Source organism: Kitasatospora sp. NBC_00458, from assembly GCF_036013975.1.
GTDB lineage: Bacteria > Actinomycetota > Actinomycetes > Streptomycetales > Streptomycetaceae > Kitasatospora.
This window is the reverse complement of the sequence record NZ_CP107904.1, coordinates 5,899,485-5,913,907: the sequence shown is the minus strand read 5'-3', so window position 1 is coordinate 5,913,907 and position 14,423 is coordinate 5,899,485. Positions and strand designations below refer to the sequence as shown.

Sequence of the window (14,423 nt, the reverse complement as noted above, 5' to 3'; positions counted from 1 at the left end):
CCCCGGGAGCGGTCTCCACCCGGGTTCGCCGAGCCCGGCGCGAGCCCCCTCCCGAGCCCCGCCCGGCCCCCGCCCGGGCCCCGGACCTGCGCCGGACCTGCGCCGGACCGGCCCCGCCCGGACGTCAGCCCAGCGCCGCCCGGACCGCCGCCGCCACCTCGCCGGCCCGCTGCGCGGCGAGCGGACGGCCCGCCTCGTCGGTCAGGTAGAAGGAGTCGACGGCGTCCGCGCCCAGCGTGGAGACGTACGCGGTCCTGACCCGCACCCCGGCGCCGTCCAGCGCCCGCCCGATCCGGTGCAGCAGCCCCGGGGCGTCGTGCGCGCGCACCTCCAGCACCGTCGCGGTCGCCGAGGCCACCGGCGGCGCCACCGCGACCAGCGGCGGCGGGGTCGGGATGCCGCGCCGGCGCGGGGCCGCCGCGTCCCGCTCGGCGAGCCGCCGCGAGACGTCCAGCGACCCCTCCAGCGCCCGGCGCAGGTCGGCCCGGAGCCGGGCCGCCTCCGGCAGCTCGCCGAACTCGGCCGCCACCGTCCAGGACAGCAGCAGCACCGCCCCGGCCCCGATCGGGTCCAGCTCGCGCAGCCCGGCCGAGCGGACGGTCAGGCGGTGCAGCGCGAGCACCCCGGCGACGGTGCCGAGCAGGCCGGGCCGGTCCGGGACGGCCAGCAGGAGCCGTACGCCCATCGGCTCGGTGCCGGACTCGTCCGCCTCGGCCTGGGCGACCAGCGACAGGGCGGGCCCGCCGGTCCGCGCCGCCTCCACCGCGAGCCGCTCCTGCTCGGCGGTCGGCTCGGCCTCCGCCGGGTGGCCGTAGCCGCGGTCGAGGGCCGCGGCGGGGTACGCCCCGGACAGCCGGGCGGCGACCCGTGCGGCCAGGCCCTCCACCAGCGAGGCCCGCCAGCGGCTCCACGCGGCCGGGCCGGTGGCCAGCGCGTCGGCCTCGGTCAGCGCGTGCAGCAGCTCCAGCCGCGACAGGGTGCCGACCACCTTGGTGACCGCCTCGACGGTGGCCGGGTCGTCCGGGTCACGGCGGGTCGCGGTGTCCACCAGGGTCAGGTGGTGGCGGACCAGCACCGCGAGCGTCTCCACCGACTCGGGGTCGAAGCCCATCCGGGCGGCCACGTCGCGGACGATCACCTCGCCCGCCTCGCTGTGGTCGCCGGGCCAGCCCTTGCCGATGTCGTGCAGCAGCGCGGCGACCAGCAGCAGGTCGGGCCGGGCCACCCGGCGGGTCATCGCGGCCGCCCGCACCGCCGTCTCCACCAGGTGCCGGTCCACGGTCCAGCGGTGCACCGCGTTGCGCTGCGGCCGGCAGCGGACCCGCTCCCAGTCCGGCAGCAGCCGGGTGATCAGCCCCTCGGCCTCCAGCGCCTCCCACACCGGCAGGCAGGCCTCGCCCGCGCCGAGCAGGGTGACCAGCTGCTCGCGGGCCTCGTCCGGCCAGGGCACCGGCAGCGGGCGGCACTCGGCGGCCAGTCGGCGCACCGTGGCGTAGGAGACGGTCAGGCCGTTCTGGGCGGCGGCGGCCGCGGCGCGCAGCGGCAGCACCGGATCGGCGGCCGGCCGGGCGCCCTGGGCGAGCACCGCCTCGCCGTCCTGCTCGACGACGCCCTCGGCGAGCGGTCGGCGGTCGACCGCGCCCCGGGCCACCGCGCCCGCACCGCGCCCGGACCCGCCGAAGGGGCCGGCGAACGGGAAGGCGAGCCGGTGGGAGCGCCGCCCCCGGGTCGACCGGGCGGCCAGCACCCGGTCGACCGCCCGCCAGGTGACGTCGCCCGCGTAGGCGACGGTCCGGGCGGCCTCGTAGACCTGGCGCAGCAGGGTGTCGGCGTCCAGGACGCCGAGCCGCTCGGCGACCTGGTCCTGGTCCTGGAGGCTGAGCCGCTCGGTGGCCCGGCCGGTGACCAGGTGCAGGGCGTCCCGGACGTCGGCGAGCCGGAGCGCGGCGGCGTCCAGGCCGTCCCGGGGGGCGTCGGCGAGCCAGGTCGCGGCGACGGCGTTGAGCGCGACCACGTCCCGCAGCCCGCCGCGGGCCTCCTTGAGGTCGGGCTCCAGCAGGAAGGACAGCTCGCCGTGCCGCTCGGCCCGCTCCCGGCCGAGTTCGCGCAGCTCGGGCAGGCGCTTCGGGGCGCTCGCCCGCCAGTCGGCGAGCACGGCGGAGCGCAGTGCGGCGGTGAGCGCGGGGTCGCCGGCCACGTGCCGGGCGTCCAGCAGTCCGAGCTGCGCCTTGAGGTCGGCGGCGGCGACCGACCGGGCCTCGGCCAGGGTGCGGACCGAGTGGTCGAGCGAGGCTCCGGCGTCCCAGACCGGGTACCAGAGGCGTTCGGGGAGGGCGGGGTCGAGCGGGCCCTCGTGCAGCAGCAGGAGGTCGAGGTCGCTGCGCGGGGAGAGCTCGCCGCGCCCGTAGCCGCCGACCGCGACCAGGGCGACGCCGCCGGGCGCTGCGGCCGGGGCGTCGGCGGGCGCCCCGGCGGGGGCGCCGGCGGCGGCCAGCAGACCGGCCAGCCAGTCGTCGGTGAGCGCGGACAGCGCGGCGCGGCGGGCCCGGCCGCCGGGACCGGGCGCGGCCAGCAGCCGGGCCCGGGCGGCGGCGTGGTCGGGCGCGCCGTCCGGCCCGCCGTCGCGGGGGTCGTCGTAGGAGTCGTCGCGGGAGTCGTCGGTTCCGGTGGCCATGCGAAGTCCCCGTCCGTGGTCGTGCGGGTGGAACGAGCGGCGCCGATACGCCGTCAGCGGGCCTGCGACCACTGGGTGGTCGCAGGCCCGCCTGCGTGATCATCCGAATGCTAGAGGGCGTCGGGGCCGCGTTCGCCGGTCCGGACCCGGACGGCGGTGTCGACCGGGACCGCCCAGACCTTGCCGTCACCGATCTTGCCGGTCCGGGCGGCCTTCACCAGGACGTCGATCAGCTGGTCGGCGTCGTCGTCCTCCACCAGGACCTCGATTCTGACCTTGGGGACCAGGTCCACGGTGTACTCCGCGCCCCGGTAGACCTCGGTGTGACCGCGCTGGCGGCCGTAGCCGCTGGCCTCGGTGACGGTCAGGCCGTGCACGCCGAAGGCCTGCAGCGCGGCCTTCACCTCATCCAGGCGGTAGGGCTTGATGACGGCGGTGATGAGCTTCATCAGGCGTCCACCTCGGTCTTCTCGGTGCTCTTCGGAGCGGCGGCGGGGTCGGAAGCGGGCGCGGCGGCGGTGGGACCGGCGGCCTTGACGGCGCTGCTCGCGGCGACGGCCGACACGGCCGGGGCGGGCGTGGTCCGGGCCGGACCGGCGCCCAGCGCGCTGAAGTCATAGGCGGACTCGGCGTGCTCGGCCTGGTCGATGCCGGCGACCTCGACCTCCTCCGCGACCCGGAACCCGATGGTGCTGTCGATCGCCTTGGCGAGCAGCCAGGAGAGCACGAAGGAGTAGACGCCGACCACGGCCACGCCCATCGCCTGCTTGCCGAGCTGCTCCAGCCCGCCGCCGTAGAACAGGCCCTTGGCGGTCTGGCCCACGGTGCCGGTGGCGAAGAGGCCGACCAGCAGCGAGCCGATCGCGCCGCCGACGGCGTGCACGCCGACCACGTCCAGCGAGTCGTCGAAGCCGAAGCGGTACTTGAGGCTGATCGCGGCCGCGCAGGCGGCACCGGCGATCAGGCCGATCGCCACCGCGCCGAGCGGGGAGACCGAGCCGCAGGCCGGGGTGATGGCGACCAGGCCGGCCACCGCGCCGGAGGCGGCGCCCAGGGTGGTGAACGCGCCGTGCCGCAGCTTCTCGTAGATCAGCCAGCCGATCAGTGCGGCCCCCGTGGCGACCTGGGTGTTGACCAGGGCCATCGCCGCGACGCCGTTGGCGGCCAGCGCCGACCCCGCGTTGAAGCCGAACCAGCCGAACCAGAGCAGCCCGGAGCCCAGCATCACCAGCGGCAGGCTGTGCGGGCGCATCGGGTCCTTGCGGAAGCCGATCCGCTTGCCGAGCACCAGGCAGAGCGCCAGTCCCGCGACACCGGCGTTGATGTGCACCGCCGTGCCGCCGGCGAAGTCGATCACGCCGTTGCGGTCGCCGAGCCAGCCGCCGTTGCCGCCGTCGAAGAAGAACACCCAGTGCGCGACCGGGAAGTAGACGACGGTCACCCAGAGCCCGACGAACAGGCCCCAGGCGGCGAACTTGGCGCGGTCCGCGATCGCTCCGCTGATCAGCGCCGGGGTGATGATGGCGAACATCAGCTGGAAGGCGGAGAACGCGGTGACCGGGATCGTCCCGGCGAGGTCGGTGACGCCGATGCCGCGCATCCCGAGGAAGTCCAGGTTGCCGATCAGCCCGGCGCCCGCGTCGGGGCCGAAGCTGAGCGAGTACCCGTAGAGGACCCAGAGCACGCTGACGATGCCGAGCGAGAGGAAGCTCATCGCCAGCATGTTGAGGGTGCTCTTGGCCCGGACCATCCCCCCGTAGAAGAAGGCCAGCCCCGGGGTCATCACCATGACCAGGGCCGCACTGATGAGTACGAAGGCGGTGTCGCCCGCGCTGAAGCCGTCCGGCATCGGCGTCTCCTCTGAATGGAAGCCGCTCCGCACCCGGGTTTCCTGTCCCGTGTACCCGGGGCGTCGGCGATGAGAGGAGAGTGCCGAAGGCTGGTTTCGGCCGATGCGGCCGGTTGTTTCGCCGTGGTGACGAGGGCGACGCCGGGGTTACGCCCGCGTGAACCCCGGCCACGCCGCGCCGCCGGATGGGTTACCGTACGGCCGCCCCGCACGGGGTGTGCCGGAAATGCCACCGACCGTACCGGCGGCGGCGGGTACGGTCGGCGGGGTCCGGGGCGGGCACGGGCTTCGGGGCGGGTGCCTGGTTCGGGCGGGCGGCGGGATCCGGGCGGCCGGTTCTGGGCGGGCCGCGGGCTCCGGGTGGGCGGCGGGCTCCGGGCGGGCCGCGGGTCAGACCACCGAGACGTACTCGGGGATGTCCTGGACCACCCGCTCCTGGAGCCGGCTGACCGCGTCGACGCCCTGGAACCGGGCCGCCGCGGCCTCGGTGGTCTTGCGGACCCGGGAGTTCAGCCGCTCGGAACGGACCTTGGTGGCGATGTCCACCGCCTGCTCGGCGAAGACCGCGGCCTGCTCCGGCTCGCGCTGCAGCAGGTGCACGCTGGCCATGCCGATCAGGTTGAAGGCGTACGAGCGGACGTGGTCGCCGTCCTGCCGGAACAGGTCGACCGCCCGCTCCATCACCGGGGCGGACATCGAGGCGTACAGCTCGGACTGGTCGGAGTGGTAGGCGAGGTCGCGGAACGAGTGCGCGTTCTCCGCGTTCAGCTCGGCCGGTGAGAAGAACTTCAGCCAGTCCGGGTCGCCGTCGCCCTCGCGGATGTCGGTGAAGGTGTCCTCGGCCAGCCGGACCGCCCGGGCGCAGCGGTTCACCTCGCCGATGGTCGCGTACGCGCGCGCCTCCATCGCGTAGAGCAGCGCCTGCTGGCGCGGGGTGGCGGTGTCGCGGCTGCCGTACTGGGCGAGGTGGATCAGCTCCAGGGCGTCCTCGCCGCGGTTGAGGTGGATCATCTGGCGGCTCATGTCGGTGAGGATCAGCGCACCGAACGGGCGGTCGCCGGCCTCCTTGGCGGCGTGCAGCGCCAGCACGTAGTACTTCTGCGCACTGGGGTGCATGCCGACGTCGTAGGACATCCAGCCGGCCAGGTGGGCCAGCTCGGCGGTGAGCCGGAACAGCCGCCGGGTGGTCTGCTCGGGGTACGTCTCCTGGAGCAGGTCGGTGACCTCGTGGAGCTGGCCGACCACGGCCTTGCGGCGCAGCCCGCCGCCGTTCTGCGCGTCCCACTGCCGGAACATCACGGTGGTCTGCTCCAGCAGTTCCAGCTCGGGCTCGGAGAGCCGGCCGGTGAACGGCTCGCCGCCGTTGGCGGCGGTCAGGATCGGGGTGGGCGTGCCGTTCGGGCCGGGGGCGAGCCAGCGCTGCATCGGCTCGATCAGCGCGGCGCCGGCGGTCAGGGCCAGCGAGGTGCCGAGGAAGCCCCGCCGGTTGAGCATGAGGTCGCTGCGTGAGTAGTCGCTGATCAGCTGGACGGTCTGGGGGGCGCTCCAGGGCAGGTCGACGCCGCCGCCCACGGTGGAGACCGGAACGGCGGCGCGCAGGCCGAGGTCCTCGATGGAGACCACGGAGCCGAAGCGCTCGGAGAAGAGTTCGGACATGATCTTCGGGATCGGCTCGCGCGGCTGCTCGCCGTCGAGCCAGCGGCGCACCCGCGAGGTGTCGGTGGAGACGTGGTGGGCACCGATCTGCCGGGCCCGACGGTTGACCTGGCGCGCCAACTCGCCCTTGGACCAGCCGCTGCGGGCGAACCACGTGGTCAGCTTCTCGTTGGGTTGCTTCTCTGCCATGGGAACGTCCCCATCCCGCCCGGCCCCTGCTGCGGGGCCCCCGATCGTGACCGCCCGACGGTTGCGGGCTCTTGCCGGTGTCGTGCCTGCGGCGCCACCGCCGCCGGACCGACCGTCAGCTCCCCCAACTCCCGGCTCCCCAGCGCCCGGAGCGGACTCCCCGACGAGGTCCGTGTGCTGAACGTAATGCCCCGCGTACCGTCCGGGGGAGCGGCCCTGGCGAAACGCCACCTTTCGCCACCCCCAGGAGTGAACCGAACCAAGTCGGCACGCGCTTGACTGGGTAGTCCCGACGGTCCGGCATATGCGGGCCGCCAAGTCCCCAGCGGTACCCGGTCCTTCACGGCAATGCGCCCCAGCCACAGGCGAGTTTGCCGTGCGCGCCGATCGAAGCCCGCCCCGCGCTCACGACGATCCGGCATCGGCACCGCCCGCCACAAGGCGGCGCCCGAGGCACACCGACCCAACAGGCGCACTCCGAGCGCCGCGCGCCGCCACCGCACAACGCACCACGCAACAGACAATCAACACACAGTCACCGTCCCGTAACCATCGGCAACGAGAACCTGTTGGGGGAGGCATGGACAACCTGTTCGGCGAACTTCGACTGGGGAACCTGCGGCTGGCACCACTGGGCATGCGCCGCCGCACCCGCGTCACCGCGGGCCAGGCTGCCGCGGAGTACACCGGTCGCTGGGGCTGGGCCGTCGTCGTCGGCGAGCCGGCCCGCGCCACCGCCGCCCCGGCCCGCTGCCACTGCGGCACCCCGCGCTGCGCCGCCCCCGGACTGCACCCCGTCCCCGGCGGCGGACCCGCCGCACACCCCGGCCCGGACGTCTCCGTCCTGTTCCCCACCGGCCGCGCCTTCGACGTGCTGGACGTCCCCGAACAGGCCGGGCTGCAGGCGCTGGTCCGACTGGAACGGATGGGCACCCAGGTCGGACCGGTCCTCACCGCGCCCACCGGCCGGCTGCAGTTCCTCGTCGCGGCCGGCACCGCCCGCCGGCTGCCGGACCTGCTGTACCGGATGGGGTGGGACGACGCCGCACTCGACCTCACCTGCCACGGCGAGGGGAGCTTCGTCGCCGCCCCGCCCACCGTGCTGAGCGGCCTCGGCCCGGTCCGCTGGCTCCGCCGCCCCACCCGCGACAACGCCGGCTGCCCGCCCGAGGCCCGACTGCTGCTCGGCACCCTCGCCTACGCCTGCCACCGCGGCCGGGAGCGCACCCCGGAGCCCGCCTGGATGGCCGGTTAGCCCGCTGTACTGTCGCCCGCTCGCCTCCGGGCTGTGTTGTCGCCCGCTCGCCTCCGGGCCGCTTTGATCCGGTGCCGACGAGCGGCGCTCCGATGCCGCTCGTTCCTCGCGGCCTCCTCGCGCTCTTCCTTTCGGCACCGGCGCGGCCCTTCGGCTCGGGGCGGGCCCGGTGCATGGCCGGGGTCGGCGGGGCGGGCGGGTGCTTTAAGGCCCTGGCGGGGCGGGCGCCGAACGGGTCCAGTGCATGGCCGAGGTCGGCGGGGTGGGCGGGTGCCGAGTGGGCTCGGGGCGGGCCCGGTACGTGGCCGGGGCCGGTGGGGTGGGCGGATGCCGGACGGCTCACGGCGGACCCGGTGCACGGCCGGGGCCGACGGCGCGGTCCCGTGCACGGCTGAGGCGGGCGGGTGCCGTAGGGCCCTGGCGGGGCGGGCGCCGAACGGACCCGGTGCACGGCCGGGGCCGACGGGGCAGGCGCGTGCCCGAACGGCTCACCACGGGACAGGCGCCTGCCGGACTGCCCGGGCGGGTGCTCCGCCGGTCGACCTGCGGGAACGCCGAAGGGCCCGCCCCTCGCGGAGCGGACCCTTCTCGGGGGAGGCCTGGCCAGCCGGGGGTCAGTCCCCGATCAGCGCGTCCACGAACGCGCCCGGCTCGAACGGCGCCAGGTCGTCCGCGCCCTCGCCGAGCCCGATCAGCTTGACCGGAACGCCCAGCTCGCGCTGGACCGCGATCACGATGCCGCCCTTGGCGGTGCCGTCCAGCTTGGTCAGCACGATGCCGGTGATGTCGACCACCTCGGCGAAGACGCGGGCCTGGACCAGCCCGTTCTGACCGGTGGTGGCGTCCAGGACCAGCAGCACCTCGTCCACCGGGCCGTGCTTCTCGACGACCCGCTTGACCTTGCCCAGCTCGTCCATCAGGCCGGTCTTGGTGTGCAGCCGGCCGGCGGTGTCCACCAGCACGGTGTCGACGCCCTCGGCGATGCCCTCCTTGACCGCGTCGAACGCGATCGAGGCCGGGTCGCCGCCCTCGGGCCCGCGCACGGTGCGCGCGCCGACCCGCTCGCCCCAGGTCTGCAGCTGGTCGGCGGCGGCGGCACGGAAGGTGTCGGCCGCGCCGAGCACGACCGTGCGGCCGTCGGCGACCAGGACCCGGGCCAGCTTGCCCGTGGTGGTGGTCTTGCCGACGCCGTTCACGCCGACCACCAGGACGACGGCCGGGCCCGCTTCGTGCTTGGTGGAGTGGACCGTGCGGTCGGCGTCCTTGCCGATCAGCTCGACCAGCTCCTCGCGGAGGAGTCCGCGCAGCTCGTCGGGGGTGCGGGTGCCGAGTACCTTGACCCGGGTGCGCAGCCGCTCGACCAGCTCCTGGGTGGGGGTCACGCCGACGTCGGCGGTCAGCAGGGTCTCCTCGATCTCCTCCCAGGTGTCCTCGTCGAGGTGCTCGCGGGAGAGCAGCGAGAGCAGGCCCTTACCGAGCGAGTTCTGCGAGCGGGAGAGCCGGGAGCGCAGCCGGACCAGCCGGCCGGCGGTGGGCTCGGGGACGTCGAGGGCCGGAACCGCCTCCTCGACGACGGCCGGTTCGGCGACGGCCGCGGCCTCGGGGAGCTCCACCTCCTCGACGGTGCGGCGCGGTTCCTCGGTCGGCGGCGCGGCCTCTTCGCCGACGGCGGGTTCGCGCGGGGTCGGGGGCGCCGTGATGACCGGCGCCTGCGACTTCGGGGGGAGCTGCTGGCGTCGTCTGCCGGAAACGACGAGTCCGGCGATCGCTCCGACGGCGACCACCGCGATGACTACGGCAAGAATCACGTATTCCATAACCCGTCCAGTATCCGCGACCGGGGCCCGGACGGACCGCAGGCGGCCGTACCGCGGCTAGACCGTTGTGCTGCCGACGGCCTCCGGCTGCTCGCGGGGCCCGCGCCGGGCCCGGCCGCCGGGTGCCGGCTGCCCGCGCAGGCGCTGGCTGATCACCTGGGAGATGCCGTCGCCCTTCATGGTCACGCCGTAGAGCGCGTCGGCGGACTCCATGGTCAGCTTCTGGTGGGTGATCACGATCAGCTGGGAGCTCTCCCGGAGCTCCTCCATGATCGCGATCAGCCGGCGCAGGTTGGTCTCGTCCAGCGCCGCCTCCACCTCGTCCATCACGTAGAACGGGCTGGGCCGGGCCTTGAAGATCGAGACCAGCAGCGCCACCGCGGTCAGCGAGCGCTCGCCGCCGGAGAGCAGCGAGAGCCGCTTGACCTTCTTGCCGGGCGGCCTGGCCTCCACCTCGACGCCGGTGGTGAGCATGGAGTCCGGGTCGGTGAGCACCAGCCGGCCCTCGCCACCGGGGAAGAGCCGGGCGAAGACGCCCTCGAACTGTGCGGCGGTGTCGTGGTACGCGGAGGTGAACAGCTGCTCGACCCGCTGGTCGACGTCCTTGACGATGTCGAGCAGGTCGCGCCGGCTCCGCTTGAGGTCGTCCAGCTGCTCGCCGAGGAAGGTGTGGCGCTCCTCCAGCGCGGTGAACTCCTCCAGCGCCAGCGGGTTGACCTTGCCCAGCTGCTGGTACGCCTTCTCGGCCGCCCGCAGCCGCTTCTCCTGCTCGGCCCGGACGTACGGGCGGGACTCCCCCGGTTCCGGTGCCCCCTCGGCCGGGTCGCCGTCGGCCGGGGCCGCGGGGGACGGCGGGACGGGCCGGTCCGGCCCGTAGGTGGCCAGCAGTTCGCCGCCCTCGATGCCGAACTCCTCCAGTGCCCGGGACTCCAGCTGTTCGATCCGCAGCCGCTTCTCGGCCCGCAGCACCTCGTCGCGGTGACCGGCGTCGACCAGCTTGTCCAGCTCGTCCTTGAGTTCGCGACCGTGCTCGCGGTGCTCCTTCAGCTCGGCCTCGCGCGCCGCGCGCGCCCGCTCGACCGCGGCCCGGCCGGCGTCCGCCCTGGCCAGCGACACCTCCAGGCAGGCCAGCAGCTGCCGGGCTCCCGCCGCGACGGCGTTCGCCACCGCGGCGTCGTGCTCGGCACGCCGGCGGCGCTCGGCGGCCCGGGCGCGCGCCTCGCGCTCGGTGCGGGCGGCCCGGTCCAGCTGGTCGGCCCGGCCGGTCAGGGCGCGGACCCGCTCCTCGTGGGTACGGACGGCGAGCCGGGCCTCCAGTTCGACCTGCCGGGCGGCGGTGGCGGCCGCGGCGAGCCGCTGCTGCTCGGCGGGGTCCGGCTCGTCCTCCCCCGCGGCCGCCGACTCCTCGGCCGCCGCGAGGCGTTCGGCCAGTTCATCGGCGGCGGCGAGCAGCCGGTCCAGTCCGTCCTCGGCGCGGGCGGCGGCGGCCGTGAGCCGTTCGGCCTCACCGGCGGCGGCCCTGGCCTGTCCGCCGAGCCGGCCGAGCGTGCCCGCCACCTCGGCCCGTTCGCGTTCCAGCTGCCGCCGCCGGACGGTGAGTCGTTCCAGTTCGGCCGCCGACTCGTGGCGCTGTTCGGTGAGTTCGGCGAGCCGTTCGGCCGATTCGGCGCAGCGGGAGGCCAGTTCGTCGAGTGCCCGGGCGGTCTCGTCCACCGCGGCCTGGGTCTCCAGCAGGCTGGGCGCACCGCCGGAACCGCCGTGTGCGAAGTGGGCGCCCAGCCGGTCGCCCTCGGCGGTGACGGCGGTCGTCCCGGGCTGTGCGGCGACCAGTCGGACGGCGTCGTCGAGCGAGTCGACGACCGCGACGCCGGCCAGCAGTTCGCCGACGGCGGGCAGCAATCCGGCCGGGCCGTCGACCAGTTCGGCGGCCCAGCGGGCGCCGGGCGGCAACTCCCCGGCCCGGCCGCGCGGTTCGGGTCCGCCGGCGATCAGCAGGGCGGCCCGGCCGGCGTCCTCCGTGCGCAGCAGCCGGAGCGCCAGGGCGGCGGAGTCCGGCGAGTCGACGGCCACGGCGTCCGCCGCCGCGCCGAACGCGGCCGCCAGCGCGGTCTCGTGGCCGGGGGCGATCCGCAGCAGCGCGGCGGCCGGGCCGAGCAGGCCGGCCATCCGGTCACCGGCGGCGAGCAGTGCGCCGCTGCCGTCCTTGCGGCGCAGGCCGAGTGCCAGTGCCTCGTGCCGGGCGGTCAGTCCGGCGCGGTCGCGTTCGGCTGCTCCGGCGGCCTCGCGGGCGGTGGCGAGGTCCCGTTCGACGTCGGCGAGCCGGACCCGGGCGGTCTCGTGCGCGGTGTCGGCCAGTTCGTCGTCCGCTGCCCCGGCGTCGACCCGGGACTTGAGTTCCTCGTACTCGTGCCGGGCCGCCCCGGCGCGCAGCAGTGCCTCGTCGCGGGCCTCGGCGAGCCGGCCGATCTCGGCCTCGGCGGCGGCGGCCTTGGAGCGGGCCGCGCCGGCCTGCCCCTGCAGCCGGGCCAGGCCCTCCCGGCGGTCGGCGATGGCCCGGGCGGCGTCCTTCAGCCGCCGTTCCTCGGCGGCGAGGCCGCGCTCCAGCCCGCCCTTCGTCTCCACCGCCTCGGCCAGTGCGTACCGGGCCTCCTCCAGCGCCTCGGCCAGCGCGGCCTCCTCCTCGCGGACCCGTCCGGCCTCCTGTTCCAGTTCCTCCGGGTCCCGGCCGCGGCGTTCCTCGGGCTGCCCGCCGGCGGCCGCGTGCCGGGCCCGGGCCTCGGCCAGCCCGATGGTGCCGCGGGTCCGCTCGGTCAGCGCGGAGAGCCGGTACCAGGTCTGCCGGGCGGCCTCCAGGCCGGGCCCGAGCTGCTGGACCTGTGCCTCCAGGACGGCCTCGCGGCCGATCGCCCGGCCCAGTTCCTGTTCGACGGTGGAGCGGCGCAGCCGCAGCGCGAGTTCGTCGGCGATCTCGGCCTCGACCGCCTGGCGCAGGGCGAGCAGGTCGTCGGCGAGCAGCCGGAGCCGGGCGTCGCGCAGGTCGGCCTGGATGCCGGCGGCGCGGCGGGCGATCCGGGCCTGCCGGCCGAGCGGGCCGAGCTGGCGGCGGAGTTCGGCGACCAGGTCCTGGACGCGGTTGAGGTTGACCTGCATCGCGTCCAGCTTCCGCAGCGCCTTCTCCTTGCGCTTGCGGTGCTTGAGGACGCCGGCCGCCTCCTCGATGAAGGCGCGGCGGCCCATCGGGTCGGCGTGCAGGACGGAGTCGAGCTGCCCCTGGCCGACGATGACGTGCATCTCGCGGCCGATGCCGGAGTCGGAGAGGAGTTCCTGGATGTCGAGCAGCCGGCAGGTGTCGCCGTTGAGCGCGTACTCGCTGCCGCCGTTGCGGAACATCGTCCGGGTGATGGTCACCTCGGCGTACTCGATCGGCAGGGCGCCGTCGGTGTTGTCGATGGTGAGGCTGACCTCGGCGCGGCCGAGCGGGGCGCGCCCGCTGGTCCCGGCGAAGATGACGTCCTCCATCTTGCCGCCGCGCAGCGACTTGGCGCCCTGCTCGCCCATCACCCAGGAGAGGGCGTCGACGACGTTGGACTTGCCGGAGCCGTTGGGTCCGACGACGCAGGTGATGCCGGGTTCGAACCGCAGGGTGGTGGCGGAGGCGAAGGACTTGAACCCGCGCAGCGTCAGACTCTTCAGGTGCACGCGCCGGTCTCCTCACATCGCCCGCCAGGCCCTGCGGCGACTGTATCCGCCCGCACCTGCGGCGATCGTGCCCGGACACACCGGGCGGGCCGGGCCCGGACGCCCCGCCGTGCGGTCACCCGGTCGTCCGGCCCCGCCGGCCGGACGCTCCCGAACGATCACCCCGGACACGACGAAGGGACGCCACGCGGGGCGTCCCTTGCAAGCTGCGTCCCTTTCGGGGCGGCTCTGTGCACAACGGCGTCGATCGGGGTCGGGGCGGGACTCAGGTGAGAGCCGGCTCCCGCTGGTCCAGATCGATGCTGCTGAGCAGCGAGTGCTCGTCAGCGACAGCGGTGAGAGCGTCGTTCTCGGCCTGCATCCGAATCAGCTCGGATTCGAGGTCCTGAACGCGCTGCTGCAGCCGTCGCATCTCGGAGAGCATTCGCGGGTCGGGGCCGCCGACGTACCCGAGAAGCGCCTTTGCCATGATGAATGGTCCTCCACGCTGAGTGACCGAACCGGAACGGTACAGGTCTAGGGGGAAGGGGGACGCACGCGCGGCGCGCTCCGGCAGTGCTGGCTGGGCACTACGGCACAACCGCCGTGAGCTGGGCCCACGAGGGCATGCGCCTGCCGGGATAACGCGGTCGTGTGCGCGGGCTTCCAGCGTCTCACCAAAGACGGAACGGGTCAACACGATCACCGCACGCTACCGCGCCCCTGTCACCTGCCTGGCGGTGTGGTCACGCCGGGCGGTCGCGGGGAGGTCCACCACGTGCTCGTGGATCATCGTCCGATGCGGAGTCAACCACGAGTCTGCCCGGATGGCAACCGTACGACACCGCCAGTTGCCGATCCTTTCGGCCCGGTTCCGGAGCGGGCCGGACTCAGCGGATCTCGAAGCCCTCGTAGCCGGTGCCGACGGCGGTCCAGATCTCGGTCACCCCGGCGACCCGCCCCGGCGTGTCCGGACCCCTGAGCAGGGCGAGCAGCTGTTCGCAGTCGACGGCGAAGCCCTCCGCGACCACCTGCACCCGGCCGTCGCCGAGGTTGCTCGCGTAGCCGCTGAGGCCGATCTCCAGTGCCCGCGCCCTGGTCCACCAGCGGAAGCCGACCTGCTGGACCTTGCCCCGCACCCAGGCGGTGACCCGGACCGGCTCCTCACTGTGGGCGTCGCGACCGTGCATGCCCCGACCCTATCCGGCCGGGCGGCGCCCCGCGTCGCGGTCGGGCCGCGCTCCGCCGACCGGCGCCACGGCAGCACGGCACGGCATGGCGCCACGCCGACGGCGGCCGGGTCGG

Annotated in this window: 9 protein-coding genes; 1 reads left to right on the top strand and 8 read right to left on the bottom strand. The window is 75.2% G+C overall.

What is annotated here, in order from left to right; all coding sequences use genetic code 11:
* Positions 1-124: 124 nt before the first annotated feature.
* The 4 genes from OG550_RS24705 to nsdA all read right to left on the bottom strand — a co-directional run bounded on the left by OG550_RS24705 (position 125) and on the right by nsdA (position 6,368).
* Positions 125-2,674, bottom strand: a complete 2,550-nt coding sequence (locus OG550_RS24705; RefSeq protein WP_327681024.1) for a [protein-PII] uridylyltransferase — start codon at positions 2,672-2,674, stop codon at positions 125-127.
* Between the two features lie 110 nt (positions 2,675-2,784).
* Positions 2,785-3,123 carry a P-II family nitrogen regulator gene (locus OG550_RS24700; RefSeq protein ID WP_327681022.1) on the bottom strand — a complete coding sequence of 113 codons (339 nt, stop codon included), beginning with the start codon at positions 3,121-3,123 and terminating at the stop codon, positions 2,785-2,787.
* A complete protein-coding gene (locus OG550_RS24695) occupies positions 3,123-4,523 on the bottom strand; it encodes an ammonium transporter (protein ID WP_327681020.1) in 1,401 nt (466 codons plus the stop codon). Before OG550_RS24695 ends, OG550_RS24700 begins: the two co-directional genes overlap by 1 nt.
* A gap of 390 nt (positions 4,524-4,913) precedes the next feature.
* Positions 4,914-6,368, bottom strand: a complete 1,455-nt coding sequence (gene nsdA, locus OG550_RS24690; protein ID WP_327681018.1) for a transcriptional repressor NsdA — start codon at positions 6,366-6,368, stop codon at positions 4,914-4,916.
* A 580-nt stretch (positions 6,369-6,948) separates the two neighbouring features.
* Here nsdA and OG550_RS24685 point away from each other — a divergent pair.
* Positions 6,949-7,623 (top strand): bifunctional DNA primase/polymerase, encoded by a 675-nt coding sequence (locus tag OG550_RS24685; protein ID WP_327681016.1) that lies wholly within the window; start codon positions 6,949-6,951, stop codon positions 7,621-7,623.
* A gap of 614 nt (positions 7,624-8,237) precedes the next feature.
* On the opposite strand, the gene ftsY is transcribed toward OG550_RS24685, so the two are convergent.
* The 4 genes from ftsY to OG550_RS24665 all read right to left on the bottom strand — a co-directional run bounded on the left by ftsY (position 8,238) and on the right by OG550_RS24665 (position 14,308).
* The gene (gene ftsY, locus OG550_RS24680) at positions 8,238-9,440 is read right to left on the bottom strand and encodes a signal recognition particle-docking protein FtsY (RefSeq protein ID WP_327681014.1); all 1,203 of its coding nucleotides are present in this window, start codon (positions 9,438-9,440) and stop codon (positions 8,238-8,240) included.
* Positions 9,441-9,497: 57 nt separating this feature from the next.
* On the bottom strand, positions 9,498-13,139 hold the full coding sequence (smc, locus tag OG550_RS24675) for a chromosome segregation protein SMC (RefSeq protein ID WP_327681013.1): 3,642 nt from the start codon (positions 13,137-13,139) through the stop codon (positions 9,498-9,500).
* A gap of 265 nt (positions 13,140-13,404) precedes the next feature.
* A complete protein-coding gene (locus tag OG550_RS24670; RefSeq protein ID WP_327681011.1) occupies positions 13,405-13,608 on the bottom strand; it encodes a hypothetical protein in 204 nt (67 codons plus the stop codon).
* A gap of 400 nt (positions 13,609-14,008) precedes the next feature.
* Positions 14,009-14,308, bottom strand: coding sequence for an acylphosphatase (locus tag OG550_RS24665; protein ID WP_327681009.1), 300 nt, complete (start codon positions 14,306-14,308; stop codon positions 14,009-14,011).
* Positions 14,309-14,423 lie beyond the last annotated feature (115 nt).

What these genes read in the sequence shown, in the direction of transcription:
- OG550_RS24705 (WP_327681024.1), bottom strand. Translation starts at nt 2,674, where the DNA reads ATGGCCACCGGAACCGACGACTCCCGCGACGACTCCTACGACGACCCC.
- OG550_RS24700 (WP_327681022.1), bottom strand. Translation starts at nt 3,123, where the DNA reads ATGAAGCTCATCACCGCCGTCATCAAGCCCTACCGCCTGGATGAGGTG.
- OG550_RS24695 (WP_327681020.1), bottom strand. Translation starts at nt 4,523, where the DNA reads ATGCCGGACGGCTTCAGCGCGGGCGACACCGCCTTCGTACTCATCAGT.
- nsdA (WP_327681018.1), bottom strand. Translation starts at nt 6,368, where the DNA reads ATGGCAGAGAAGCAACCCAACGAGAAGCTGACCACGTGGTTCGCCCGC.
- OG550_RS24685 (WP_327681016.1), top strand. Translation starts at nt 6,949, where the DNA reads ATGGACAACCTGTTCGGCGAACTTCGACTGGGGAACCTGCGGCTGGCA.
- ftsY (WP_327681014.1), bottom strand. Translation starts at nt 9,440, where the DNA reads ATGGAATACGTGATTCTTGCCGTAGTCATCGCGGTGGTCGCCGTCGGA.
- OG550_RS24670 (WP_327681011.1), bottom strand. Translation starts at nt 13,608, where the DNA reads ATGGCAAAGGCGCTTCTCGGGTACGTCGGCGGCCCCGACCCGCGAATG.
- OG550_RS24665 (WP_327681009.1), bottom strand. Translation starts at nt 14,308, where the DNA reads ATGCACGGTCGCGACGCCCACAGTGAGGAGCCGGTCCGGGTCACCGCC.